Source organism: Mycobacterium sp. NPDC006124 (assembly GCF_040614235.1).
Lineage (GTDB): Bacteria > Actinomycetota > Actinomycetes > Mycobacteriales > Mycobacteriaceae > Mycobacterium.
Window position 1 is genome coordinate 1 of sequence record NZ_JBEXUA010000006.1, and the last position, 23,664, is coordinate 23,664.

The following is a 23,664-nucleotide window of genomic DNA, read 5'->3' on the forward strand; positions in this document are numbered from 1 at the left end:
CAGCGGCAAGATCATGCGACGCCTGCTCCGAGACGTCGCCGAAGGCCGCGAACTCGGCGACACCTCCACCCTCGTCGACCCCAGCGTCTTCGAAGTGATCAGATGCCGCCAAAGGTAGAATTTTCGGCTCGGCCGTCGAACCAAGTCCTGGTTCCGATCAAGTCATCAGCGCTCGCCACCTCAGCACTGTGCCGCGTACGCATCTGCATGTGCCGCAAAGACTCTCGGCTGTGCTCTACGGAAGGTCCTGGTTCGTCGAATTGCGTCTCAAACCATGCCCGCATGCAGACGCCAACTTTCGGCATGGACATGCGGACCGTCCTGTTGCGTTGACGCGAGACGGCAGTGCGGGGCACGCCTTGCCCGCGTTGGCCGTAGCCTCCGCGCCGGAAGAGATGGCGAGGAGTCCCACAATCTATTACGGTCGAAGTGTCGAGGAACGGTTTGCGCAATACCGATCGGAAGCTGAATCCGAATGCGCCCAGCAATCCGGGGCGGGCTCCCGGGCGTGCTTACGGGACTGATGGATAACGACTGTTATCCATCACCGGGGGTGCTCCGGTTGTAAAATACGACTATCAAGTGACTGTCTGCGCGGTCTCCCTGTAGCAACCGCCGCAGAGTGTGTTGCTGCTAGCTGAACACGCCATTGGCCGCTTGGTGGAACAGGTTGTCCCTCAGAGTTCGATCCCGCCGTCCCGGCTGTGGTTTCGGCTTCGGTCACTGGCGCGGAACCGTTCGCTTTCGTGCGCTCGTGCCATCGTCTCGTCCCATCCGTCGACGACGTCTTGCCATCGCGTGTGGACGATGTTGCGGTCCCTCAACTTCGCGCTCTGTCGGTCGAGCAGGCCTGCGACCATGTCCGGCAGAAGATGCCGCGGGGTGGCGGCGGCTACCTGGTGCGCGGTGACGGGCACGTCGTCATGGGCCTCGATGATGGAGCGCGCCAAAAGGCTGGCCTGAGCGCTGGTGCCGCGGTGCAGGACGTGCGGGCCGTCCGCGGGCGTGGATCCATACTCCTGTTCGATCGTGCGTTCGTAGAGATATGCAGTGTTGGCGTCGCGGGCGCGGGTCATGGCCACGTAGAGCATCGATCGTGTGGTGTTCTCCCCCAGGACGGCGTGGGTGGTGTCGGCGGTGACGCCTTGCGCAGAATGCACCGTGACGGCGTAACCGTGGCTGACATGCTCGGTCACGTAGTCGGCGTGAAATGCGGCGTAGGCACGGTCGGACAGTCGTTCGGCCGTAACCCGATTCGTACGGGGATCGACAGCTGCGACGCACCAGCGGTCACCGTTGCGCACCGGGTCCGCCGCCGCGCCGTGGTCATCGGCGCGTCGGACGTCGACGGTGGGATCGTTGCGCCGGGACAGGATCAGATCACCGACGGCGATGCGCTGCCCACGCACCGCGGTGACCGTGGGCGCGTCGTTGGGGATGGTGTCGTCGTGGATGCGGCGGTTCAGGGCGTCGGCCATCTCGGTAGTGTCGCAGAGCAGCAGCGCGTCCTTGCCGACCGCGACATCCTTCCGGTATCCGTCCAGGGCATCGGTGGCCATGGCGATCTGATCCCCGCACCGCAGCCGATCGTGGTTTCGGTACCAATCGACGGCCGTGCGGACCGCCGGCTCACCATCCCGCAACGCCAGCGAAGCAGTCCGCTCCTCCGGATCAGTCATCCGCCATACCTCCGAGAGGTGTCGGGTCCAGGGCAGATCCGTACACAGCTGGGCGAAAATCCCACCGCGGGCCTTCACCGGCGCCAACTGATGGGGATCACCGACCAGAACCGTCTTCACCCCCGCAGATGTGGTGGCGGTGAGGAGCCGGCATAGATCCTCGGTGCCCACCATTCCAGCTTCGTCCACCACCACCAACGTTCCGCGGTCGAACGTCAGGGCGCCGTTGCGAAGATCCTGTAGGGCCTTGGCGATGGTGAACCCTTCGTCGCCGGCGCCTTCGCGGACGGCGACGTCGACGGCCCGCCCGGTCGGGGCGAGTACTAAGACGTGGGCGTCGTGGCGGTGGTGCGCGGCGGCGCGCAGCGCGCGCAGCGAGGTGGTCTTGCCCGCGCCCGCCGGCGCGGACAACGGCTGCACCAACCATGGTGACCGACCAATGGCCTGCACCGCGGCCTTCTGATCCGCCGACAGACCGCGGGTGTCTTCCTCCTTCACCCACAGCTGTGTGCGGTCGTCCCGGGCGTCGGCCAGGTCCAGCACCGCGACTTCCTCGGCCAGGATCCGGGCCAGGGTGAACCGCTCGTAGCCCTCCCGTTGATGGCGTTGCCTGGGTGCGGTGAGGCGCATGCCGAGCTCGTCGACCGCGGCCTCCACCGCCTCCCGCGGCGACCGGTCCCCGTCCACCGGGAGTTGCGCGCCGACGATCTCCACCAGATCGGCCCGGGTGAACGCCGCCTTGCCGATCCGTTCCGCGGCGTCGGCCAAGCGCGCGCGATCCAGAGGAGCGCGCGCGGCGGCGCGGCGCTGTGCGCGCGCCTGCTCGAAGGAGGCGCGGTCCAGGCGCACCCCCCGCGCATCGGCCTGCCACTGCGCCAGCAGTTCTGGCCACGCGAGCTCTTCGGGCTTGGTCGGTCGGGTGGCCTTCTGCGCGGCGGCGAGCTGCGCCGCGCTCAGCGGCGCGTCCTGCACGCGCAGATGCCGCGCCGCCCATTCCCGCAACTGAGACGAGCGCCGCGACCACGCGGCGATCGACGCGCGGTCAATCCCGGCGACCTCGGCCATCCCGGTGTGCGGGTCCACCGGTTCCCACTCGAACCCCAACGACCTGTGCAGCTCCCGACGCAGAGTGGCCTGGTAGATCACCCCGGCGGCCTTGGCTTCGTGATAGAGCGACGTCCCGTCGATCGACACCAGGGCGCCGTCGGCGCGGGCTTGCCGGTTGGGAACGATGACGTGGGTGTGCAGGTGCGGGTCCCCGCAGCGGCTCGTCTCGTGCTGATAGGCCACCGCCACCAACCCGGGCAACTGCACCAAGTCCTTCTGTTCGGTCACCGGGTTGTGCATCCGGGTGTAGCCGGCGTGGGTGGCCAAGTACTCCATCGCTTCAGCGAGCGCAGTGGTGTGCGCGTAGGCGATCCCCTTCGCCACGACGTCATCGGCCTTCAGCGCTCGAATCACCGACACACTCTTCGGCGCGGCGAACGTCAGGTCATAACCGTGCACCCCCTGCGCTCCCAGAGCCCGGCCTCGGGCACCGCTCGGGGCGACCCCGTCGTCGAGCCAGCGCGCCACCACCCCGGCCTCAGCCCCACCCCCCGCGCGCTGGGTGTCCGAAAGCCCCACCAACCCGGCAGCAGAACGAGTGTCACCCGCGCACAACCATGTCGGTGTTCGGGTGTCGCGCTCGGAGTAGTACTCCCCCAACCCACCCCCGGCCCGCTGAAAGTCAGCGGTGGCGCGCTGCGCCGATGCGGCGGTGTCGAGATAGTAGGTGATCGACCACCGCTTCAACTTCGAGATCGTCAACACCGCAGCCACCAACCTCAGGTATCAAACCCCAAAGTCAGAACGACTGCCCCGCCGTCACTTTCGGCCACGCCCCAAAACGCAACCACCACCAGTATCGCACCTTGTGCAAATGTGCCACTGCAGTTTCTAGCTTGGAGTCGATGGCGGAAGAAGTACGGAGAGTGGTTGTGGGACAGATGTTTTAGATGAAGTAGGGAGGACATCGGTGGGGCAAGTGGGGACGGAGGGAGGCGTGCGAGATGAGTTGGAGCTAGGTGATGCCGAAGAGCGTGCGCCATCGACGCCGTTGCCGATTGGCGATTGGCGATTGGGCGAATGCTCAGGCGATGCGTTCGATCGCGCCGAGCGCGGTCGACAGCTTCTCTCGGGCGACCTCCGCGTCGTAATGCGCCTGCATGTTGACGAAGAACATGTCGGTCAGGCCGAGCGCTCGAGACAGCCGTAGAGCCGTATCGGCAGTAATTGCCCGCTTGCCGTGAACGATCTCGTTGATGCGACGAGCGGGCACGTCGATCGCCTTCGCGATCCGGTACTGCGTGATGCCCATCGGCTCGAGGAACTCCGTCATCAGAATCTCACCGGGGTGAGTGGGAGCGAAGTCGGCCATGCGCGTTCCTTTCTAGTGATAGTCAACGAGTTCGACATTGCAGGCGCCACTGACGCTCCACGTAAAGCAGAGGCGCCACTGGTCGTTCACGCGCACGCTGTACTGACCGGCGCGGTTACCGGATAATTTCTCCAGGCGATTGCCCGGAGGCACGCGAAGATCGTTGATGGTTTCAGCAGCGTTGATGAGAGTCAGTTTGTTGTAGGTGAGCTTGGCGAGCTCCGGGCTGAGCCTCTTGACGTAGCGCCGATGCCATATCGCCTCCGCGTCCTTGCCCCGGAACGAGCGGATCACCATCAGATAGTAACGCTTGCCAATACTAACGGCAAGCGTTACTATTGGAGCGTCTCGCGAAGATTGTGCAGTGCGCGTCAGACGACGGAATTACAGTGGTGGGACACCACTAGACCCGAGGTGATCGCATGACACACCCCCTTCGAGGTACCCATGGCTGGACCCGACTCCCCTGACGCCAGGCACGTCATTACGAGCCGGCTTCTCACGGTCGTTGAAGCTGCTGACGCGTTAAGGATCTCCCGATCCTCCGTCTATCGACTGTTCGACGCGGGCCAGCTCGCCTGGGTCCAAATCGGAACGTCCCGCAGAGTGGCATCGGCAGAGATCGATCGTTTCATCACCGCACACACCGAGGACGCGGCATCGTGACCGCGTCGCGCATCAACCAGTAGAAGCTTGTGATGGCCGAACGTCGACAACTCCCCCCGCAGATCAAGCGGGTGGAGCTCGCCCAACGCGATGGCGGAAGGCCTGCCATTCGCTACCAGCTCACTGTTGACGTCGGCGAGGCCGATGGCAAACGCAAACAGTTCCGGAAGCGCTACACCACAGAGAAAGAAGCCCGAGCGGCGCTGGACGCCGTCCGCGGCGAAGTGAGTCGCGGCACCTACGTCCATCCCACGAAGGTCACCCTCGCTGAAGCGTGCGAGGACTGGCTGGCGGCTAAGCACGGACTCAAGCCATCGACGTTGCACGGACACAGGGTGAACCTCGCCGCCGCAATGGCCGAAGTCGGCGAGATTCAGGTGCAGAAGTTGACCAAGCGTCACCTCGACGACTTGGTGACCAAGCTGCGCGCTGGCGGACTGTCCTCGCCCACAGGCAAGACCCGGAAGCCTTGGTCCCCGCGGTCGATCAACTACATGCTCGGACTCCTCACCGCGGTCTTGAAAGACCAGATGCGCCAGGGCCACGCGGTGCGGAACGTCGCGGAGCTCGTCGACCGAATCCCCGCCGACGCGAAGCCGGCGGAGACATTCACACCCGCGGAGCTCCAGACGGTTCTCAAGCACGTCGACGGGGACCGGTACGCGATCGCATGGCAGCTCGCACTTACGGGACTTCGGCGGGGCGAGGTCGCTGGCTTGCGTTGGAGTGACATCGATCTCGAGAACCGGACGCTGCAGATAGCGTCTACGCGATTGAGATTCGGCAAGCACCTCGTCGAGGACACACCGAAGTCACGGGCCGGGCGCCGAACGTTGCCGATACCCGACCACTTGGCGGCGACCCTGCGCTCAGCCCGTGCAATCCAGGCGGCCGACAGGCTCATGCTGGGTGAGGAGTACGAACCCAGCGGTTTCGTCGTTGTCAACGAGTGCGGCAGGGCGCTCAGCCCGCATGCGCTTACGTCGCGATGGGCGCGGATGCTCAAGGCCGCCGGCGTCCGCCACATCCGCTATCACGATGCCCGCCACACGTGCGGCACACTGATGCACCTCCGGGACGTACCCATTGCCGTCATCTCAGCCTGGCTAGGTCACTCCTCGAAGGCATTCACGATGCAGACATACGTGCATTCCCAGCCCGAGGCTCTCTCGGCAGCGGCGCAAAGCTTCTCGCGAGTCGTCGGCCACGATTCGGGCTGCGACTGAATCAACCGCAGTCCAAACCGGTTGTGAGACCCGTGATGCATACTTCTGTCTGGGGGAGCGACGAGCGCGATGCGGGAAGGTGGTGACCGCGATGACGGTGGACATTTTCGATGACCCCCTCTTCACACCGCGCGACGTGTCCGTTTTCCTCGATATCCCCCGCTCGACCGTCTATCACTGGCTCAGCGTTGGGTCTCGCGGCGGGGCACCCTTGGTTCACCATGTCCCGCCCGCGCGCAGAGGTGCTGCGTCGGTGCCGTTCGCCGCTCTCGTGGAGGCGTTTGTCTTGCGAGCCCTGAGGAACGAGTTGGGATTTACCAAACGTCAGATAGCAGACACAGTCGCGGACGTCCGGGACACGTTTGGCACCGACTTTGCCCTGGCGAGCAAGCGCATTGCCACCGACGGCATCGACATCTTCATCCATCACGCTGATGACCAATTCGCCCGTGTCGGCGATCACCAAGTCCTCATCCGTGAGATCGTCGGCGACTACCTTCGGTACATCACGTGGGCGGACGGGAGCGATTACGCGGCGCGGCTCGAGCTTCCCGGCTTCGGTAATGATGCGCAAGTCATCGTCGACCCGAGATTCGCGTGGGGGGACCCCGTCGTCGAGCGCAACAAGGTGCCGATCCGCGCGGTCCTCGATCTTTGGGCCGCCGGTGAGTCACTGTCCGTCGTCGCGGACGAGTACGGGTTGACAGTCCCAGAGGCTGAAGAGATCTGTCGCGTTGGACTCAAACGAGCCGCCTGAGTTCTTCCTCGACCGGAGTCTCGGCAAGCGCGTTGCGGCCGGGCTCATCGAGCTTGGGTGGCTGATCCACCTCGTCGTCGATCACTTCCCCGATGACGCCCAGGACACCGCCGACGAAGTGTGGATGCGATTTGGTCTTGATCGTGGGTGGTTCCCGCTCCATAAGGACGGCCGCATACGCAGCACCGACGCTGAGCGTCGACCACTCGTCGAGTTCGACGCCCCCATGTTCTATCTGGATAACCAGCAGCTCAAGATCTCCGAGATGATCCGGCGGTTTCACGCCGCTCAACGGCAGATTCACATCAAGGCTCGGTCGAGCGGGGCCGCTTGCTTCGCCGTTTCCGACAGCGGCATACGACGCACCTGGCCGTGAGCGTGGAACCCAAAGCCGCGATGGCGGCTTGCTCGACGTCGTCCTCACCAAGAAGAAGCTGGCTGGCGGACGCAGAGTTAGGCGCGACTTGTGACAATCCGTGACAATCCGCAGGCGTTCGAACAAAACAGCCCCCCTCGAAAGGGGGGCTGAGCTGTGTGGCAGGTACAGGATTCGAACCTGTGTAGGCGTTAGCCGACGGATTTACAGTCCGCTCCCATTGGCCGCTCGGGCAACCTGCCGGGATTTGCACCGCTCCGGGAGCCCCCGGTTTGGTGCGACTAGCACGGTACTACGAGGATGGTCCCAACACGAAAACGCACCAACACAGGAGGGAGCGAGTCCATGGCGGATTCCAGCTTCGACGTCGTCAGCAAGGCCGACCGTCAAGAGGTCGACAACGCGCTCAACCAAGCAGCCAAGGAGTTGTCCACCCGGTTCGACTTCCGCGGTACCGACACCACCATCGAGTGGCAGGGCGAGGAGGGCATCATCCTGGTCTCCTCCACCGAGGAGCGGGTCAAGGCCGCAGTCGACGTGTTCAAGGAGAAGCTGATCCGGCGCGACATCTCGATGAAGGCCTTCGACGCCGGCGAGCCGCAGCCGTCGGGCAAGACCTACAAGGTGATCGGCAGCATCAAGCAGGGCATCGACAGCGAGAACGCCAAGAAGATCACCAAGCTGATCCGCGACGAGGGGCCCAAGGGCGTCAAGGCGCAGATCCAGGGTGACGAGATCCGCATCAGCTCCAAGAAGCGCGACGACCTGCAGGCCGTGCAGTCGCTGCTGCGCAACGCCGACCTCGAGGTCGCCCTGCAGTTCGTGAACTACCGCTAGATCAACTCCGGACAGCACAGAGCCCGGAGACGGTGAACGTCTCCGGGCTCTGTGTTGGGCAGGTTCAAGTCGACTACTGCGACTCGGGGTCCGATCCACCGTTCTGGATCGCGCGTGTGAACTGTCCCGGAGCATTGGCGAGAGCACCAGCAATCGTCTGTGGCGCTGTAACGATCTGCTCGAGGCCACCCCCCGGCCCGAAGAATTGACCCGGAGCACCGGTGAGGCCGCACGTGTTCTGCGGCGACTTGGGCGGGCAGTTGACGCCTACCAGGTTCGCAGGCGTCTGCGCGCCCTTGGCGAACTCACCAGGTAGGGCGCCAACCGCGTCTGAGAACTGTTGCGGCGCCCCGGCCAGGCCACAGGTACCCGAGGGTGAATCGTCCGGGCAGTTTTGGCCAGCCAGTTGGCTTGGGGCCTTGGAGACGTTGTCCGCGATGGTGCACGGAATGGAGGTGAACCCGGGGGCACACGCTGCCGACGCGGGCGCGGCCAGCCCAGTGAACAGACCGGCGAAGACACCGGCGGCGGCGATGACCACAGCCGCGAAGAACTTTGAAATCACGTTTCTCCCCTATGTATGCGCAGCGAGCGCGTGAGCAGTGGCCATAGCATAGCGCCCTGAGAGCGTTCGTAGCGTCCCAATAATCAAGACGTTTCAACGGCAGTCTGGCAACCAGAATTGACGCTGCATTCAACGATCTTGACCGTGAAAGAAAAGCCTTGCGTCGTCAAAGCATTCACCCACCGACGCTCGCGGTTCTACCCTGATCGCCATGGCACCTGCGCAGCGCAAACCAAACGTCGTCGTCCTCGGAGGCGGCTCCTGGGGCACCACGGTGGCCTCCATTTGCGCCCGCCGCGGGCCGACCCTGCAGTGGGTTCGCTCTCAGCAAACCGCCGACGACATCAACGACAACCACCGGAATTCGCGATATCTCGGCGACGAGGTCGAACTCGCCGAGAGTCTGCGGGCCACCACCGACTTCGCCGAGGCCGCCAATCGCGCCGACGTCCTGGTGATGGGCGTGCCGTCGCACGGCTTCCGCGGGGTGCTGGAGGAGCTGGCCAAGGAACTGCGGCCCTGGGTGCCGGTCGTGTCCCTGGTCAAGGGTCTCGAGCAGGGCACCAACATGCGGATGAGCGAGATCGTCGACGAAGTGCTGCCCGGCCACCCGGCCGGAATCCTCGCCGGGCCCAACATCGCCCGCGAGGTCGCCGAGGGGTACGCCGCCGCCGCGGTGCTCGCCATGCCCGACCAGCACCTGGCCGCGAACCTCGGCAACCTCTTTCGCACCCAGCGGTTCCGGACGTACACCACCGACGACGTCGTCGGCGTGGAGATGGCCGGCGCGTTGAAGAACGTCTACGCGATCGCCGTCGGCATGGGTTACTCCCTGGGCATCGGGGAGAACACCCGCGCGATGGTGATGGCGCGCGCGGTCCGCGAGATGTCCAAGCTCGGCGAGGCCATGGGCGGGCACCGCGACACGTTCGCCGGGCTGGCCGGCATGGGCGACCTGATCGTCACCTGCACCAGTCAGCGCAGCCGCAACCGCCACGTCGGCGAACAGCTGGGGTCGGGCAAGACGATCGACGAGATCATCGCCTCGATGAACCAGGTCGCCGAGGGCGTCAAGGCCGCCAGCGTCGTCATGGAGTTCGCCGACAAGCACGGGCTCAACATGCCGATCGCGCGCGAGGTCGACCGCGTCATCAACCACGGGTCCACCGTCGAGGACGCCTACCGCGGCCTCGCGGCCGAGAAGCCGGGCCACGAGGTGCACGGCTCGGGGTTCTAGCGACCCGTCAGTTGAAGTACGGGTTGGCCGGTTGAGGCCGGTCGATCAGCGGATTGTTCGGGTCGACGGCGAAGCTGCCCGCCGGGCTGATGACGAAGCCGCCGCCGTCGTAGTTGTTGGTGCACGTCGTCGTCGTACCGTCCGTGCCGCACGTGACGTTGCGGAAGCTGATCTTCGAACCGGCCGGCAGGCGCTGCGGAAGCTTCTCGAAGACGTAGAGCGGCCGGTCGGAGTTGCTGAACCCGGCCGGACCGACTTGCTGAGCGGTGACCAGGTTGGCGCCGTTGGGGGCCCCCGGGATGGGTCCGTTGCACCCGTAGTTGCCGGAGTTGCGGTTGATGATGCAGGCGATGTCGCCCGGCACGGCGAAGCCGTAGAGCGACCCGTCCCCCAGCAGGAACTCCGAGGGCTTCACCGGGGCGTACCCCATCACGTTGGGGGCGGGTGGCGACGGGGGCGGCGCCGGTTCCGGGTCGGCGGCGGCCACGCCGGGCACGCCGAGGAGGGCGGTCCCCGCGGCCACCAGGCCGATCAGCAGTCTGCGTCGCACGCGCTCAGAGTAGAGCAGGCGTTGGCCGGGTGCGGGCTTACCAAACGGAGCGGTCGTCACACCCGGCTCATCGGCCGGTGCCCGCGAAACGTTAACCCGCGGGTCAGTACTGCCCGGGCCCTCGCCCGGCCATCTGCTCGAGGCGTGCGATGCGCTCCGCCATCGGCGGGTGCGTCGAGAACAACTTGCCGATCTTCTCCCCCGCCCGGAACGGGTTGGCGATCATCAGGTGAGCCTGGTCGGCCAGCTGGGTCTCGGGGGGCAGGGGCGCCAACTCGACCCCGCGGGAGATCTTGCGCAGCGCACTGGCCAACGCCAGCGGGTCGCCGGTCAGCTCCGCGCCGGACTGGTCGGCCTGGAACTCCCGGGACCGAGACACCGCCAGCTTGATGACGGTGGCCGCGATGGGTCCGAGTAGCGAAACGAGAAGGATCGCAAAGGGATTGGTGCCGCCTTCGCGGTTGCCGCCGAACATGCTCGCGAAGAACGCCAGGTTGGCCAGCGCGGTGATGACCGATGCCATCGCACCCGCCACGCACGAGATCAGGATGTCGCGGTTGTAGACGTGGGACAGTTCATGGCCGAGCACCGCCCGCAGCTCGCGCTCGTCGAGGATGTCCAGGATCCCGGTGGTGCAGCAGACCGCGGCGTTGCGCGGATTGCGTCCCGTCGCGAAGGCGTTCGGCGCCGCGGTGTCACTGATGTAGAGCCGCGGCATCGGCTGGTGCGCGGTCGTCGCCAGCTCCCGGACGATGCGGTACATCGCGGGTGCCTGGACTTCGTTGACCGGCTGGGCGTGCATCGCGCGCAGCGCCAGCTTGTCGCTGTTGAAGTAGACGTAGACGTTCATGCCGACCGCGAACAGCACGGCCAGGAACATGATCGACCTGCCGAACAGCGCGCCCACGAACACGATCAGGCCGGAGAAGACGACCAGCAAGAGAAACGTCTTGGCCCGGTTCGCGTGGGGATGCCAGGTCATTGGCCCTCCTCCTCAAACCACCGACTCACACCGTGGAAGTCGTTCGCCGGATCAACGCACGAGGACCGCCGTCTGGTTCCGCTCAGCCGTCGCGGTTGATCGTGTAGTCCACCAGGTTGGCCAGCGCGAGCCGACCGGGCACGTCGGGCAGTTCGGCCAGCTCGGCGCGTGCTTGGGCGGCGTAGGCGGCGACGGTCTCCTTGGCGCGCACGATGCCCCGTGACGAACGCAACAGAGCCAGCGCCTCGGCGACGTGGGCGTCGTCCTCGACGGGTCCGGTGAGCAGCTCCCGCAGCCGATCGGCGTCCGGCCCGGTCTCCCGCAGGGCATAGAGCACCGGCAGGGTGTGCACGCCCTCGCGGAGGTCGGTGCCCGGTACCTTGCCGGACTCGTCGGGATCGCTGTCGATGTCGATGATGTCGTCGGAGATCTGGAAGGCCGTGCCGACGATGCCGCCGAGTCGGCCCAAGCGCGCGATCTGCTCGTCGTCGGCGCCGGAGAAGGTCGCGCCGAACGTTCCCGACGCTGCGATCAGACATGCCGTCTTCTCGTAGACGACCTTGAGGTAGTGCTCCACGGAGTCCGCACCCTCGACCACGCCCCGCGTCTCGCGCATCTGGCCGGTGACCAGCTGGGCGAACGTGTCGGCGATGACCAGCACGGCGTCGGGACCGAGGCGGGCGACGAGTCGCGACGCGGTCGCGAAGAGGTAGTCGCCGGCCAGGATCGCGATGTTGTTGCCCCACCGGGCGTTGGCGCTGTCCGCGCCGCGGCGCACCTGAGCCTCGTCCATCACGTCGTCGTGGTAGAGCGTCGCGAGGTGAACCGCCTCGATGACGGCGCCGGCGACGGTGACCTCCCACGCGTCCGGGTTGGGTCCGAGTTGCGCCGACAGCACGGTGAACAACGGGCGGAACCGCTTGCCGCCGGCCTGAAAGAGGTGCTGCACGGCCTCGGCCATCAGCTCGTCGGCCTTGCCCAGCTCGGTGGCCATGAGTTCCTCGATGCGCGCCACCCCGTCGCGAACGCTGGCCGCGAAGATGGCATCCCCGAACTCCACGCCGGCGACCACGGTCGCTGGTGTCTTCATTGCTACAACATACTGGGAGGTGTGGTTCCCAAAAGTGACGTGGTGGTGATTGGCGCCGGACCTGCCGGTTCGGCGGCTGCGTCGTGGGCGGCGCGCAACGGCCGCGACGTGCTCGTCATCGACGGGCAACGGTTCCCCAGGGACAAGGCCTGCGGTGACGGTCTCACCCCGCGGGCGATCGCCGAACTCGAATCGCTGGGCCTCGGCCCGTGGTTGGACGGCCGGGTGCGCCACCGCGGACTGCGGATGTCGGGCTTCGGCGCCGACGTGGAGATCGAGTGGCCCGGGCCCTCGTTCCCGCCCACCGGCAGCGCCGTCCCCAGGACCGAGCTCGACGAACGCATCCGCCAGGTCGCCGTCGACGACGGGGCGGAGATGTTGCTCGGCGTCAAAGCCGTTGGCGTCGTTCATGATTCATCCGGCCGCGTGACGTCGGTGACGCTGGAGGACGGAACCTCGGTCGGCTGCCGGGAGTTGATCGTGGCCGACGGGGCACGCTCGACGCTGGGGCGTGTCCTCGGCCGGGAATGGCACAAGGAGACCGTCTACGGCGTCGCCATCCGCGGCTACATCGCCAGCCCACGCACCAACGAACCCTGGATCACCTCGCACCTGGAACTGCGCTCCCCCGCCGGTGAGGTGCTGCCCGGGTACGGCTGGATCTTCCCCCTCGGCAACGGGGAGGTGAACATCGGCGTGGGCGCCCTGGCCTCGGCCAAGCGGCCCGCCGACGCCGCTCTTCGCCCGCTCCTGTCGCACTACGCCGACCTACGGCGCGAGGAATGGGGCTTCACCGGCGACCCTCGGGCCGCGCTGTCGGCGTTGTTGCCGATGGGCGGCGCGGTGTCCGGCGTGGCCGGCCCGAACTGGATGCTGATCGGCGATGCGGCCGCCTGCGTCAACCCACTCAACGGCGAGGGCATCGACTACGGGCTCGAAACCGGCCGCCTGGCCGCGCAACTCCTCGGCACCGGAGACCTGACCCAGGCCTGGCCCGAGGAGTTGTACCGGCACTACGCGCGCGGCTTCTCGGTGGCGCGACGGCTCGCGTTGTTGCTGACCATTCCCCGCTTCCTCCCGACGGTCGGCCCGTTGGCGATGCGCTCGACGTACCTCATGGAGGTCGCCGTGCGGGTGATGGGCAACCTGGTCACCGACGAGGACGACGACTGGATCGCGCGGGCGTGGCGCACCGCCGGCGCCGGGTCGCGCCGGGTCGACGCCCGAAGGCCATTCTGCTGACCGTGGCGGGCGGCGTTTGCCAAGATTGACCCTGCGGGTATGAATGATCCGGGAGCGTGGAATAGACGACGACGTAAGCGGAGTTGGGTCTGCCGGGGTGGCGGTAGCCGGAGGTAACCGGCGACGGGGGGATGAGCGTGCGTCAACGGGTAAGCCGTGCGGCCGAATGGCGTGCGGTGACTGCTTTCCTCCACTCTGCTGCGACACGGCCATCAGTGCTCGTCATCGGCGGTGACGCGGGCATCGGCAAGACCACGCTGTGGCTCGACGCTCTCGACCACGCCCGAGCGGACGGTGCGCACGTCCTGTCGGCGCGAGGTGGCCAAGCCGAGGCCGGCCTGACCTATTCGGCGCTCGCCGACCTGCTCGAATCTGTCACTACCGACGTCCTCGACGCGCTACCCAGCCTCCAGCGAATCGCCGTCGACCGCGTGCTGTTGGCCGGCGACGGCGCAGGCCCGATCACCGACGAGCGCGTGGTCGCGTCGGCTCTACTGACGCTGCTGGACCGGCTCGCCGCGGACGCACCGGTGATCGTGGCCATCGACGACGTGCACTGGCTCGACTCATCGAGCCAAGCTGTCATCGCCTTCGCGACGCGTCGACTGCGTGGACGCGTCGGCGTGCTCGTCACCGAGCGCACCGATGCCGATGGTCGGCAGTCGACCGAATGGCTGAAGCTCAACCGGCTCGACGGCGTCGAGCGGGTAACCGTTGCGCCACTTGGCATCGGCGGGTTGCGACACGTGATCTCCAGCAAGTTGGGGCGCGCGTTCTCGCGGCCGACGATCGTCCGGATCAGCGAGCTCTCAGGCGGAAACCCGTTCTACGCCCTCGAACTGGCCCGGGCGATCGACGAACAGTCGGACATCGTCGATGCTCCATTGCCAGGGTCACTGACTGATCTGGTGCGCTCGCGGCTGAATCAGTTCAGCGACGACACCCAATACGTCCTCCTCGCGGCCGCGGGTCTTGGCGCCACGACGATCGATCTGCTTGCCAAGGTGATCGACGACTCCGCCGAACGCGTGATCGAGCTCATGGAGGCGCCCGAGACCGACGGCATCGTGCAGATCGCGGGAAACCGCGTGCGGTTCGCCCATCCCTTGCTGGCCCGCGGCGTCTACAGCCTGGCCGGCCCCGTCCGTCGTCGGCGGATGCACCGCGTGCTGGCCGACGTGCTCGAACAACCGGAGCTTCGCGCTAGGCATCTCGCGCTCGCGTCGTCAAGCAGCGACCCGTCGACGTTGCTCGCCCTCGACTCCGCCGCCGACGCCGCTCGGGAACGGGGTGCCCCGGCTGCCGCGGCCGAGCTCACCGACCTTGCCCTGAACCTCGGCGGGGACACGCCAGCACGCCGCGTACGCGCCGCCGAACATCACTTCCGCGGCGGCGAATCCCGACGCGCCGAGGAGCTGCTCACGCCGACGGTGGACTCGATACCGCCCGGCCCCTTGCGCGCTCGGGCATTGAATCTCTTTGCCGCCATTCGTATTTACGACGACAGTCTCCCCGAAGCCGCCGATCTCCTCGAGCGGGCGATCGCCGACGGGGAAGGAGACGAATTCCTCATCATCCGCAGTCTGATGTTGTCGTCCTTCACCTATCTCTACCGAGGGATGCTCGACGATTCCCTGAGTCGCGCCACGGAGGCCTTGGCGCATGCGCGGGCGCTGTCACGCCCCGATCAGGTAAGTCAGGCACTCGCCATGTCGGTCTTGGTCAAGTGCATGCGCGGGAACGGCGTCGACGAGGCGAGCATGCAGCGTGCGCTCGAACTCGAGGACCAGGACGACGACATTCCCCTCCAGTTCCGTGCCTGTGCCGTCAGATCCATTACCCACGCCTGGACCGGCGCCCTCGAGGCAGCTCGCAGTGAAGCCATCGACGTGTATCGACTATGCCTAGAACGAGGCGCGGAGAGCGACGTGATGGCAGTGGCCTCCCACATGGCCATGGCCGACGTGTGGCGTGGCGACTTCGGCTGCGCGATGAAGGTCGCGGACGAAGCCGTCGAACGGGCCGAGCACATCGACACTCGGCATGTTCGAGGTGTGGCCCTGGCGATACGCGCGATGGTGTTGGCGCACATGGGTGACGTGGCTGACGCGCGAACCGACGCCAGTACCGCTCTGACGATAGCGATCGAGTGCGACACCGCCCAGCTCGCCGTGAGAGCAATGACCGTCCTCGGCTTCATAGAAGTCTCGATGGCGAATTACCAAGCTGCGCTTGACATCATGCGACCACTGATCGACTCGTTCGGTCTGATGTCCGGCAGCGAGATCCGGACCTTGGAGCACATTCCCGACGTCGTCGAGGCCATGGTCAATGTGGGACGTATCGACGAGTGCGAGCCCTTGATCGAGAAGTTGGAGTCCGACGGCCGCCGCCTCGACCGCGCCTGGCTCCTGTTGACGGGAGCCAGATGTCGCGCGATGTGGTGCGCCGCTCGTGGAGATCTCGACGCGGCGATGACAGCCGCCGACGCCGCCATGACGGAAAGCCGGCGGCTCGCAATGCCGATGGAGCGGGCTCGCACGTTGCTGCTTCTCGGACAGTTGCAGCGTCGTCGGCGTTCGAAGCGGGCGGCGGCCGAAAGCTTCGGGGCGGCACTGCGCGAATTCGAGGGGCTAGGCGCAACGAAGTGGGCCGATAGAGCCCGCGACGAACTGCGTCAGATTCGGATCCCGACATCCACCCAGGTCGCCCTGACCCCGACCGAGCTCAAGATCGCCGAGCTGGCGACCTCGGGCCTGACGAATCGAGAAGTCGCCGCGACCCTCTTCATCAGCCTCAAGACCGTCGAAGCCAACCTGACGCAGATCTATCGCAAGTTCGGCATCAAGTCACGCGCCCAGTTGGCGGCCAAGCTCGCGGCCGGCGGGCTCTAGGGTCTACGGCTTGACGGCGGCATGCAGGGCGACGATCCCACCGGTCAGGTTGCGCCACCGCACCGCCGACCAGCCCGCGTCGGCGATTCGACGGGCCAGGGCCGCCTGATCCGGCCAGGCGCGGATCGACTCGGCCAGGTAGACGTAGGCGTCGGGATTGCTCGACACCGCGCGCGCCGCCGACGGCAGCGCCCGCATCAGGTACTCCTTGTAGACCGTGCCGAACAGCGGGTTCGTCGGGGTGGAGAACTCGCACACCACCAACCTGCCGCCGGGACGGGTCACGCGCGCCATCTCGCGCAGCCCCGCGACGTGGTCGACGACGTTGCGGATGCCGAAGCTGATGGTCACCGCGTCGAACGCCTCGTCGGCGAACGGCAACTTCGTCGCGTCTCCGGCCACCTTGGGCACCGGTCGCGCCGCACCCGCGGCGAGCATGCCGACCGAGAAGTCCGCCGCCACGCACCAGGCCCCGGACTCGGCCAGTTCCACCGTCGACACGGCCGTCCCCGCCGCCAGGTCGAGGACCGCGTCACCGGGACCGATCTGCAGCGCGGCCCTCGTCGCCCTGCGCCAGTACCTGTCCTGTCCCAACGACAGCACCGTGTTGGTGATGTCGTATCGGCGGGCGACGCCGTCGAACATCGACGCCACTTCGCGGGGGTTCTTCTCCAACGTCGCACGGCTCACCACACCGACGCTACCTGTGAATGCGCACGTCTCGGGAATGGGTAACCCGTCGAGGCGTTGGTATTGCCTTGAAGGCGACACGAGCAGACCGCAGGACCAGACGGAGGAGAAGACATGGCCGAGAAGGTGTGGTTCATCACCGGGACGTCGAGAGGCTTCGGCCGGGAGTGGACGGCGGCCGCCCTGGAGCGTGGCGACAAGGTCGCGGCCACCGCGCGCGACGTCTCCACGCTCGACGACCTCGCCGAGAAGTACGGCGAGGCATTGCTGCCCATTGCACTGGACGTGACCGACCGCGCGGCGGACTTCGCCGCGGTCAAGCAGGCCCATGACCACTTCGGGCGCCTCGACGTCGTCGTCAACAACGCGGGGTACGGGCAGTTCGGCTTCGTCGAGGAGCTCTCCGAGAAGGAGGCCCGCGACCAGATCGAAACGAACGTGTTCGGCGCGCTGTGGATCACCCAGGCGGCGTTGCCGTTCCTGCGCGCGCAGCGCAGCGGTCACATCGTGCAAGTCTCGTCGATCGGCGGCATCACCGCGTTCCAGAACGTCGGCATCTACCACGCCTCCAAGTGGGCGCTCGAGGGCTTCTCGCAGGCCTTGGCGCAGGAGGTGGAGTCGTTCGGCATCCACGTGACGCTCGTCGAGCCGGGCGGCTTCTCCACCGACTGGGCGGGTTCGTCGGCCAAGCGGTCCGAGGAGTTGCCCGACTACGCCGAGATCCACGAGGCGGCGCAGAAGGCGCGCGAGAAGCGGAACTCGGCCTCGGGTGACCCGAAGGCCTCAGCTGTCGCGATCCTGAAGGTCGTCGACGCGGATGAGCCGCCACTACGAGTGTTCTTCGGCAGCATGCCCATTCAGCTCGCCAAGGCCGACTACGAGAGCCGCATCAAGACCTGGGAGGAGTGGCAGCCGGTCGCCGAGCTCGCTCAGGGCTGATTGCGCGCCGTCTACGGCGGCTCGGGTGGCATGCGTTCGCGCAAGCTGTCGTAGATCGGCGGGGCCCTCAACAGCTCCGCCGTCAGCACCGCCGCCGCGGTCGCGGCCAACATCGGCACCAGTACCGAGGTGGTCGCGGTCATCTCCACGACCAGCACGAGGCCCGTCACCGGCGCTCGGACCGTCGCCCCGAAGAACGCCGACATCCCGACGATCGCCATCGGTACGGCCAGCGCCACGGGACCTTCCGGCCAGACCACGCCGACGCACCCGACGAACAGCACGCCCCACAGCGAGCCGACGGCCAGCAGCGGGGCGAACAGACCGCCGGGAACTGCCGCGGCATAGGACAGCGGGCCGGCAAGGAATCGGAGGGTGAGGAATCCGACGACGACGGAGAGTTCCATGCTCCGGCCGCCCAGGATCGACTGAGTCAGCGTGTCGCCACCGCCCGTGGCCAAGGGGTGCACGAACATGATGAGCCCGATCACGGCACCGATGACGGACGCCTTGCCCAGGGTCGGGATGCGGGGCAGCAGCTTCACGTGGTCGACGAAGGCCAGTACTAGACGGTTGTAGAACACCCCGAGGCATCCCGTCGCCACGCCGAACACCACGAACAGCGGGAGCCATTGCAGGCCAGGGGAATTCACCGTCGCAACGGCGAAGTCAGGGTGGTCACCGACGACGAGCCGCGCACAGCCCACCCCGGTGGCCGCGGCGAAGGCCGTTGCAAGGACGGTCTGCAACCGGAAGGACTTGGTCACTTCCTCGAGGGTGAACAGGACGCCACCGATCGGTGCGTTGAAGGCCACCGCGAGACCGGCGCCGCCCACGGCCGTCTGGAGCGTGCGGATCGTCGCGTCGCCGAGGCGGGCGCACCGCGCGGCGGCGGCGCCGATCGCGGCACCCATGTGTACGGTCGGGCCCTCCCGACCCAGAACCAGCCCGGAGCCGATGCCCAACACCCCGCCGACGAACTTGGCGGGCAGCAGCCGCAATCGAGGTGGCGAGGCATCCCCGCGGGACACCGCCTCGACGTGCTGGATGCCGCTGCCCGCCGCGAGCGGCATCCACCGCACGACCACCGCGGCGAGAGTGGCTCCGAGCGCCGTCGCCGCCATCGGGACCAGCCAGCCGGGTCCGGGCAAGCCATGAGCCCAGTCCGCGAGGTCGATTCGCAGTTCGTCGGCCCGTTGCAGACACCACCGGAAGGCGCCGCCGACGAATCCGATGGCCGCACCTGCGAGGGCGGCCACCACGCAGACGAGCACCGAACCCCGAACCTCGTCCGGCGCCGGGTCAGTCCTCGGCGTCGTCATCGCGTGCGTCACCCCGATCCGTGGGTCTGCCGGGGGGCGGACCCGTCCGCCGACGAGTCTTGCGCATGACCCGCCATCGCGGCGGATGCCACGCGAGACGGTGCGGTCAGGCGGCCTTGGCGCCGCGGCGGCCGAGCACCGCGTCGTAGTGGCCGAGGAGTTGGTCGCAGACCGCGGGCCAGGTGCGGGCCAGTACGCTGCGCCGCGCCGCCACCGAGTACCGCTGCCGCTGGGCCAGGAGGTGGTCCACGGCTGCAGGGAGCCGTGCCTCGAAGTCCGCGACCCCCAGCAGGAGACCGGTGTGCATGGGCGTCACCAGATCCCGAGGGCCGCCGGCGTCGGGGGCAACCACGGGAACCCCGGAGGCCATCGCCTCCTGGACGGCCTGACAGAAGGTCTCGTGCTCGCCGGCGTGCACGAAGACGTCCATGCTGGCGTAGGCGGCGGCCAGTTCCCGGCCGTAGCGGGCGCCGGTGAAGACGGCCGTCGGCATGAGCGATTCAAGGCTCTTGCGGTCGACGCCGTCACCGACGACGACCAACTGGAGATCGTCGCGTCGCGCCAGGACCGCAAGTCGTTCGACGTGCTTCTCGGGGGCCAACCGTCCGACGAAGCCGACGATTGGCTTGCCGCCGGGTGACCATTCGGCTCTCAGCTCGTCATCCCTGGCCGAGGGGACGAAGCCGCTGACGTCGACCCCGCGGCCCCAATGGTGAACTCGCGGAACGTTATGCGCGGTGAGGTTCTCGATCGCCGAGGTCGACGGTGCCAGCGTCCGGTCGGCCTTGGAATGCAGGTGACGCGTCCACGCCCACGCCGCGCGGGTCATGACGCCCGCGCCGTAACTCTCGGCGAAACCCGCGACGTCGGTCTGGAACACGGCCACCGTCGGCACGCCCAGATGCCGGGCGGCCAGCAGCCCGCCGTAACCGAGCAGCGCCGGCGACGCGAGGTGCACCACGTCGGGCTCGAAACCGCGCAGGACACCGACCATTCGGGGTCGCGGCACCCCAAGCGGCAGCGACGTGACCTTTGGGAACATCTTCGACGGCACCCGGTGGATTCGCACTCCGTCGTGGACCCGGTCGGCGGGCGGCTCGCCGTGCGGACTGTCCGGGGCGATGACGAGCACTTCGTGACCCGTCCTGCGGAGATGCTCCATCACCCGAAGTACCGAGTTGGTGACTCCGTTGACATTCGGGAGGAACGACTCCGCGACGATTGCAACGCGCACCCCAGAAGGCTGACAGCCGCGGTTGTACTGGAGGTTGCGTGTGGGGATACGACACGCGAAGACTGATGACGAGGCACATAATGCGGGAATGCACTCAAGGCACGTGGTCGTCGCGGTGGTGCTGAGCCTTGCCCTGGTGGTCAGCGGGTGCACGCGCGCGGTCTCGGGCACCCCCCTCGGCGATGCGAACCCGCCCCGGGTCGCGGTGACGGAGGACTCGTTCGGCATCCGCGCCGGGTCCGAGGACGCACCGGTGCAACTGGAGATCTTCACCGAACCGCAGTGCACCCACTGTGCCGATCTGCAGCACGACTTCGGCGACGAGATCGCCTACTACATCGGCACCGGCCAGCTGGCGATCACCTACCGGCCGATGACGTTCCTCGACACCCCGGGCACCGACGGACACTCCGCCCGGGTGGCCAACGCCCTGTTCGTCGCGGCCACCCCCGACGGGCGCGGCGACGGGGCGGAATTGGCCACCGGCAGGCAGTTCCAACGCTTCGTCGAGCAACTGTGGGCCCACCAGGAGCCCGGCGGCGTCGGACCCGACGACGCGGCGATCGCCGAGTTCGCCCGCGCGGCAGGCGTCCCCGACCACCAAGTGCGCCAGCTTCGGAGCGGCGCGACGGCGAAGAGCGCCGACGACCTCGCCACGATGGAGTCGACCAACTCCGCGTACCTCTACGAGGTGGATCCGGTGAACACCGGCACGCCAACGATCTTCGACCTGCACGCCGGGGAGAAGGTCGACCTCTACGACGACGACTGGCTCGCGACGCTGATGGGGTCCTGACGGTTCAGTCGCCGCTGCAGCAGCGCCAATCCGCTCAGCGCCGCCGCCGCGACCAGCCAGCCCACCACCGCGATCGACGCGGCCGGGATGATGGCCAGCGAGGAGTTGCGATCCTGCACCCGCACCAGATCGGGGTTGGCCCTGTCGTATTCGACGTAGATCCGCATGCCGGTGTCGAGTTCGGACGGGTAGAGCACGCCGAGTTCCGGGCGATAGGTGACGCGGTCGGGGGTGACGAATTCGATGGTCGAGCGGCGCGGTCCGGCGTCGAGCACCTCGGCGGCGGCCACCCCCATGTCACCCTCGATCTGGCGGTCGTCGCGCCAGGCGCCGAGCACCAGGAGCACCGACTGCAACGTCACCAGGCAGGCGACGATGACCACGCCGATTCGTACCCGGCGGATGACGCGCTCGGCCCGCGTCTCGCTCGGATCGCCGTACAGGTGCGGAATCAGGCTCTGCCGCAAGGACTTCAGCCATCGGACGAGCTGCTCGACCGTCGACCTCACAGGGCTTCTCGGATCGATGCGTGCAGCGCCCGCAGCGACGAGCGGTCGGCCTTCACCTCCAGCACGCGCAGGCCGTCGGCGCCGGTGTCGAGTTCCTCTGCGAGCCCGTCCAACTCGACCTGCCGGCACTCGACGTGGTAAGCGCGGCAGAGCGCCCCCACGTCGACGTCGTGCGGGGTGCCGAACACGCGCGAGGACACGTCGGAGAATCGTGGGTCGCCCTGCTCGAGCAGTTCGAAGATGCCGCCGCCGTTGTCGTTGGACACCACGATGGTCAGGCTCTTCGGGATCGGTTCGGTGGGGCCGATCAGCAGTCCGGAACTGTCGTGGACGAACGTCAGATCACCGATCAGGGCGACGGTGCGCGGCACCCGGGTGCCGTCTCCGGTCCGCTCGTGGGCCAGGGCGGCGCCGATCGCCGTCGAGACCGTGCCGTCGATGCCGGCGACACCACGGTTGGAGCGAACCTTGATGCCGTGGGCGTCCAACCCGACCAGCGCCGCGTCGCGCACCGGGTTGGACGCGCCGAGCACCAACTGGTCCCCCGGTCGCAGCCCGTCGGCGACGGCGGCCGCCACGTGTAATCCCGTCGTCAGCGGGTGGGTCTTGAGCTGCGTGCGCACCGTCGCGACGGCGTGGGCGTTGGCGTCGGCGCAGCGCCGTAGCCAGGATTCGTCGGGCCTGCCGGTGATCACCGCGCGGGTTCCGGTCGCCTGCGAATTGCCGGACACGTCCGGCCAGCGGGGGCCGGTGGTGAGGGCGAACACGGGCACCGACGAGTCTGCCAGCAGCGCCGACACCCCGCGGTGCAACGTGGGCCGGCCCGACATGATGACCTGCCGCGGCTTCAGCGACGGCAACGCCAACGGGTGCAGCGAGTTCTCGGCCGGGGGCGCGGTGGGCTCGGCCACGGTCGGCAACCCCGCCAAGTTCGGGTGCACGCCCGCTCCATGCCCGGCGATCACCACGGTGTCGGGTGTCACGTCGACGTCGAGTGGCTGGTCGAATGTCACGGGCGGGGTGTAGGTCCACGGTTTGCCGTCGGGCCTGCCCTCGGGGACGTAGTCGCCGCCGTCGGGCGGGCCGGGCACCAGCGGCTCGCGCAGCGGGATGTCGAACTGCACGGGTCCGGCGTTGGCGCTGCGAGAACCCTTGGCCGCCACCAAGACTCGACACGTCGCCGAGCGCCACTGAGCGTTGAGGGCCGCCATCGACTCGGTGGCGCCCTCGGCCAACCCGAGGCTGATGGTGGCGCGCACCTGGGTGCCGAAGTAGCCGAGTTGTTCCATCGTCTGGTTGGCGCCGGTGCCCAGCAGCTCATAGGGGCGGTTGGCGCTGAGGACCACCAGCGGTACGCGGGCGTAGTTGGCCTCCACCACCGCGGGTCCGAGGTTGGCCACGGCGGTGCCGGAGGTCATGGCCACGCACACCGGCGATCCGGAGGCGGCCAATCCGATCGCGAGGAATCCGGCGGTGCGCTCGTCGATGCGGACGTGAAGCCGGACCCGGCCGTCGCGGTCGGCGTCGTGCAGGGCGAACGCCAGCGGGGCGTTGCGTGAACCAGGGCACAGGACCACGTCGCGGACGCCGCCGCGAATCAACTCATCGACGACGATGCGCGCTTGGGTCGTCGACGGGTTCACTCTGACAGCCT

General features: G+C 67.4%; 23 protein-coding genes and 1 tRNA gene. 11 read left to right on the forward strand and 13 right to left on the reverse strand.

The window, feature by feature from the left end; translation table 11 throughout:
* Window positions 1-118 (forward strand): hypothetical protein (locus ABZ195_RS13845; protein WP_355219198.1); only part of this gene is annotated, 118 nt, incomplete at its 5' end.
* Window positions 119-677: 559 nt separating this feature from the next.
* Here the strand turns inward: ABZ195_RS13845 and mobF are convergent.
* The 3 genes from mobF to ABZ195_RS13860 form a co-directional block, all read right to left on the reverse strand.
* Window positions 678-3,491, reverse strand: a complete 2,814-nt coding sequence (gene mobF / locus ABZ195_RS13850; protein ID WP_355219200.1) for a MobF family relaxase — start codon at window positions 3,489-3,491, stop codon at window positions 678-680.
* A 319-nt stretch (window positions 3,492-3,810) separates the two neighbouring features.
* Window positions 3,811-4,098, reverse strand: coding sequence for a HigA family addiction module antitoxin (locus ABZ195_RS13855; protein WP_318972226.1), 288 nt, complete (start codon window positions 4,096-4,098; stop codon window positions 3,811-3,813).
* Between the two features lie 12 nt (window positions 4,099-4,110).
* The gene (locus ABZ195_RS13860; protein ID WP_355218572.1) at window positions 4,111-4,392 is read right to left on the reverse strand and encodes a type II toxin-antitoxin system RelE/ParE family toxin; all 282 of its coding nucleotides are present in this window, start codon (window positions 4,390-4,392) and stop codon (window positions 4,111-4,113) included.
* A 153-nt stretch (window positions 4,393-4,545) separates the two neighbouring features.
* On the opposite strand from ABZ195_RS13860, the gene ABZ195_RS13865 reads away from it, so the two are divergent.
* The 4 genes from ABZ195_RS13865 (at window position 4,546) to ABZ195_RS13880 (ending at window position 7,123) form a co-directional block, all read left to right on the forward strand.
* Window positions 4,546-4,764 carry a helix-turn-helix domain-containing protein gene (locus ABZ195_RS13865; protein WP_318972223.1) on the forward strand — a complete coding sequence of 73 codons (219 nt, stop codon included), beginning with the start codon at window positions 4,546-4,548 and terminating at the stop codon, window positions 4,762-4,764.
* Between the two features lie 32 nt (window positions 4,765-4,796).
* Window positions 4,797-5,990, forward strand: coding sequence for a tyrosine-type recombinase/integrase (locus ABZ195_RS13870; RefSeq protein ID WP_318972221.1), 1,194 nt, complete (start codon window positions 4,797-4,799; stop codon window positions 5,988-5,990).
* Between the two features lie 91 nt (window positions 5,991-6,081).
* Entirely contained in the window at window positions 6,082-6,747 is a 666-nt protein-coding gene (locus tag ABZ195_RS13875; RefSeq protein ID WP_355218575.1) for a DUF433 domain-containing protein, read from the forward strand.
* On the forward strand, window positions 6,725-7,123 hold the full coding sequence (locus ABZ195_RS13880; protein WP_318972217.1) for a hypothetical protein: 399 nt from the start codon (window positions 6,725-6,727) through the stop codon (window positions 7,121-7,123). Before ABZ195_RS13875 ends, ABZ195_RS13880 begins: the two co-directional genes overlap by 23 nt.
* A gap of 159 nt (window positions 7,124-7,282) precedes the next feature.
* On the opposite strand, the gene ABZ195_RS13885 is transcribed toward ABZ195_RS13880, so the two are convergent.
* Window positions 7,283-7,365 (reverse strand) — tRNA-Tyr (locus ABZ195_RS13885).
* Between the two features lie 103 nt (window positions 7,366-7,468).
* Between ABZ195_RS13885 and ABZ195_RS13890 the strand changes: the two genes are divergently transcribed.
* The gene (locus tag ABZ195_RS13890) at window positions 7,469-7,960 is read left to right on the forward strand and encodes a YajQ family cyclic di-GMP-binding protein (protein WP_355218577.1); all 492 of its coding nucleotides are present in this window, start codon (window positions 7,469-7,471) and stop codon (window positions 7,958-7,960) included.
* Window positions 7,961-8,033: 73 nt separating this feature from the next.
* Here the strand turns inward: ABZ195_RS13890 and ABZ195_RS13895 are convergent, their stop codons facing one another.
* Window positions 8,034-8,525, reverse strand: coding sequence for a hypothetical protein (locus tag ABZ195_RS13895; protein ID WP_355218579.1), 492 nt, complete (start codon window positions 8,523-8,525; stop codon window positions 8,034-8,036).
* A gap of 211 nt (window positions 8,526-8,736) precedes the next feature.
* On the opposite strand from ABZ195_RS13895, the gene ABZ195_RS13900 reads away from it, so the two are divergent.
* Entirely contained in the window at window positions 8,737-9,762 is a 1,026-nt protein-coding gene (locus ABZ195_RS13900; protein ID WP_355218581.1) for an NAD(P)H-dependent glycerol-3-phosphate dehydrogenase, read from the forward strand.
* A gap of 7 nt (window positions 9,763-9,769) precedes the next feature.
* Here the strand turns inward: ABZ195_RS13900 and ABZ195_RS13905 are convergent, their stop codons facing one another.
* The 3 genes from ABZ195_RS13905 to grcC1 form a co-directional block, all read right to left on the reverse strand.
* Complete coding sequence (locus ABZ195_RS13905; protein ID WP_355218583.1) at window positions 9,770-10,312, reverse strand: hypothetical protein; 543 nt, start codon at window positions 10,310-10,312, stop codon at window positions 9,770-9,772.
* Between the two features lie 103 nt (window positions 10,313-10,415).
* Window positions 10,416-11,294, reverse strand: coding sequence for a zinc metalloprotease HtpX (htpX, locus tag ABZ195_RS13910; protein ID WP_355218585.1), 879 nt, complete (start codon window positions 11,292-11,294; stop codon window positions 10,416-10,418).
* 82 nt (window positions 11,295-11,376) lie between these two features.
* Entirely contained in the window at window positions 11,377-12,384 is a 1,008-nt protein-coding gene (gene grcC1, locus ABZ195_RS13915; protein WP_355218587.1) for a nonaprenyl/(2E,6E)-farnesyl/geranylgeranyl diphosphat synthase, read from the reverse strand.
* Between the two features lie 21 nt (window positions 12,385-12,405).
* Between grcC1 and menJ the strand changes: the two genes are divergently transcribed.
* Both menJ and ABZ195_RS13925 read left to right on the forward strand, forming a co-directional pair.
* Window positions 12,406-13,626 (forward strand): menaquinone reductase, encoded by a 1,221-nt coding sequence (menJ, locus tag ABZ195_RS13920; protein ID WP_355218589.1) that lies wholly within the window; start codon window positions 12,406-12,408, stop codon window positions 13,624-13,626.
* A gap of 131 nt (window positions 13,627-13,757) precedes the next feature.
* The gene (locus ABZ195_RS13925; protein WP_355218591.1) at window positions 13,758-16,520 is read left to right on the forward strand and encodes an AAA family ATPase; all 2,763 of its coding nucleotides are present in this window, start codon (window positions 13,758-13,760) and stop codon (window positions 16,518-16,520) included.
* Window positions 16,521-16,523: 3 nt separating this feature from the next.
* Here ABZ195_RS13925 and ABZ195_RS13930 read toward each other — a convergent pair whose 3' ends face one another.
* Window positions 16,524-17,210 carry a demethylmenaquinone methyltransferase gene (locus ABZ195_RS13930; protein WP_355218593.1) on the reverse strand — a complete coding sequence of 229 codons (687 nt, stop codon included), beginning with the start codon at window positions 17,208-17,210 and terminating at the stop codon, window positions 16,524-16,526.
* A gap of 114 nt (window positions 17,211-17,324) precedes the next feature.
* Here ABZ195_RS13930 and ABZ195_RS13935 point away from each other — a divergent pair, with 114 nt between their 5' ends.
* A complete protein-coding gene (locus ABZ195_RS13935; RefSeq protein WP_355218595.1) occupies window positions 17,325-18,149 on the forward strand; it encodes an SDR family oxidoreductase in 825 nt (274 codons plus the stop codon).
* A gap of 11 nt (window positions 18,150-18,160) precedes the next feature.
* Here the strand turns inward: ABZ195_RS13935 and ABZ195_RS13940 are convergent, their stop codons facing one another.
* Together ABZ195_RS13940 and ABZ195_RS13945 are read right to left on the reverse strand one after the other, a co-directional pair.
* The gene (locus ABZ195_RS13940; RefSeq protein WP_355218597.1) at window positions 18,161-19,471 is read right to left on the reverse strand and encodes a ClC family H(+)/Cl(-) exchange transporter; all 1,311 of its coding nucleotides are present in this window, start codon (window positions 19,469-19,471) and stop codon (window positions 18,161-18,163) included.
* A gap of 106 nt (window positions 19,472-19,577) precedes the next feature.
* On the reverse strand, window positions 19,578-20,705 hold the full coding sequence (locus ABZ195_RS13945; protein WP_355218599.1) for a glycosyltransferase family 1 protein: 1,128 nt from the start codon (window positions 20,703-20,705) through the stop codon (window positions 19,578-19,580).
* An 88-nt stretch (window positions 20,706-20,793) separates the two neighbouring features.
* Between ABZ195_RS13945 and ABZ195_RS13950 the strand changes: the two genes are divergently transcribed.
* On the forward strand, window positions 20,794-21,501 hold the full coding sequence (locus tag ABZ195_RS13950; protein WP_355218601.1) for a thioredoxin domain-containing protein: 708 nt from the start codon (window positions 20,794-20,796) through the stop codon (window positions 21,499-21,501).
* Here the strand turns inward: ABZ195_RS13950 and ABZ195_RS13955 are convergent.
* Window positions 21,462-22,010: a DUF3592 domain-containing protein gene (locus tag ABZ195_RS13955; protein ID WP_355218603.1), complete on the reverse strand. Its 549-nt coding sequence runs from the start codon at window positions 22,008-22,010 to the stop codon at window positions 21,462-21,464. The genes ABZ195_RS13950 and ABZ195_RS13955 overlap by 40 nt on opposite strands.
* On the reverse strand, window positions 22,007-23,653 hold the full coding sequence (menD, locus tag ABZ195_RS13960; RefSeq protein WP_355218606.1) for a 2-succinyl-5-enolpyruvyl-6-hydroxy-3-cyclohexene-1-carboxylic-acid synthase: 1,647 nt from the start codon (window positions 23,651-23,653) through the stop codon (window positions 22,007-22,009). The genes ABZ195_RS13955 and menD overlap by 4 nt, the downstream gene beginning before the upstream one ends.
* Window positions 23,654-23,664 lie beyond the last annotated feature (11 nt).